Annotated in this window: 3 protein-coding genes; all 3 read right to left on the bottom strand. The window is 62.5% G+C overall.

Translation table 11 applies throughout. The features are described 5' to 3' along the window. On the bottom strand, positions 1-189 hold a 189-nt coding region (nadA, locus tag RT662_RS05660; protein WP_313669735.1), incomplete at its 3' end, for a quinolinate synthase NadA. 3 nt (positions 190-192) lie between these two features. Beyond that, entirely contained in the window at positions 193-822 is a 630-nt protein-coding gene (locus RT662_RS05665; protein WP_313669736.1) for a DUF4230 domain-containing protein, read from the bottom strand. Next, positions 819-1,637, bottom strand: a complete 819-nt coding sequence (locus RT662_RS05670) for an MBL fold metallo-hydrolase (RefSeq protein ID WP_313669737.1) — start codon at positions 1,635-1,637, stop codon at positions 819-821. The genes RT662_RS05665 and RT662_RS05670 overlap by 4 nt, the downstream gene beginning before the upstream one ends. Position 1,638: the final 1 nt, after the last annotated feature.

Here is a 1,638-nt window from a genome sequence, read left to right on the forward strand (position 1 = left end):
GGCATCGGTGGCGGCGGCCTTCTTCGACAGATCGAGGCTGTCACCCACGAAATCGGCGATGTCCTGGATTTCGGGCGCCTGATAATAATGCGCGAGGATGACAGCGTTGCGCTCCTTGCGCAGGCGGTTGATTTCCGCCTTCACATCGATGGCGGCACCGCCGCCCAGCGGGTTGAGACGGGCGTCCATGGGTCAACCTTTCGTTATCGCAGCCGGCTTGGGATCACCATCGAACTGCACCACCACCTCTGGCTTGATCCCAACGGCCAGCAAGGGTTGGGCAAAGTTGCTCTGCAAGGCCTCACGGGCGGCAACACGCGCATCCTGCATGAGCTTTGTACTCTTGGCCTGTTTCTCCAGATCCTTGCGGGCGACTTTCAAACTGACCTGAAAAATGCGCTGTCGTTCATCGCCGCTCTGTAGATCGATTCCGTCCACGAGAACCCGCGCGCGCGCCGCGTCTATGTTCACGTCGACAGGACGCGGATCGGGCAAAGATACGGTCAGCCGAGATGCAGTTGCATCCCAGCGAAAGTCCTTTAACTCCATCTGCGCCGGATAGACAACGTAACGCACGGTACCCGGCACGATGACGTACGTCTTTGTGTCCAACATATCCACCATGCCCTCATTGGGCTTGCTCACGATAGATACCAATCCGGCTCTTTGGACCGTCAGTTCATTCTGCTTTTCAACAAAGCTGATCAGGCTCGCTTCAACGGTTTCGTTCCCACCAACAAGATCCGTGAACCTGTCCGGCCAGATGAGGGCGGCCACAATTACGCTGCCTAAAACCGCAATGATGACATTCTTCGGATTCACTGCGCTACGCTCCACGTCTCACCAGTCCGGGCCACTTTCCCGCGCCGTTCCAGATCAATGAGATGGGCCAGCACGCTGCGGCCGGCGGCCGGGTGCAGGCGCTTGTCGACCATGGCATACATCGCTGCCACCATTTGCGGGATGGTCACTAGCCCTTCGCCAATCGCGCGCATCACCTGGGTTTCGCGCTGGCGGCGGTGGCCGAGCAGATGCTTTACGAAACGCTGCGGATCGTTCACTGGCTCGCCGTGGGTGGGGTGGTAGATGGCATCGTCGCGGGCCATCAGCTTTTCCAGGCTCGCCATGTAATCGGCCATGTCGCCATCGGGCGGGGCGACCACGGTGGTGCTCCAGCCCATGACATGGTCGCCGGTGAACAGCGCCTTTTCCTCCGCCAGCGCAAAACAGAGGTGATTGCTGGTGTGGCCGGGGGTGTGGATGGCGGTGAGTGTCCAACCAGGACCGGAGACGCTCTCGCCATCGGCCAGCACGCGATCGGGGGCATAGCTGGCATCGAACCCGGCATCGGCGCGGGGGCCATCGTCGCTCAGCACCAGCGGCGCGCAGCCCACGATGCTGGCGCCGGTCGCGGCCTTCAGGGCCGGCGCGGCGGGCGAGTGGTCCATGTGGGTGTGGGTGATGACGATGTGGCTGACCGTCTCGCCGACTAATCCGTCGATCAGGGCGCGCAGGTGCGCCGGCTCAGCCGGGCCGGGATCAATCACCGCCACCGTGCCGCCAGGCTGGCCAACCACGAAGGTGCCGGTGCCGGTGAAAGTGAAGGGCGACGGATTGCGCGCCAGCAGCCGGCGCACC

This window comes from Sandarakinorhabdus sp., assembly GCF_032115815.1.
In the GTDB taxonomy this organism is placed as follows: Bacteria; Pseudomonadota; Alphaproteobacteria; order Sphingomonadales; family Sphingomonadaceae; genus Sandarakinorhabdus.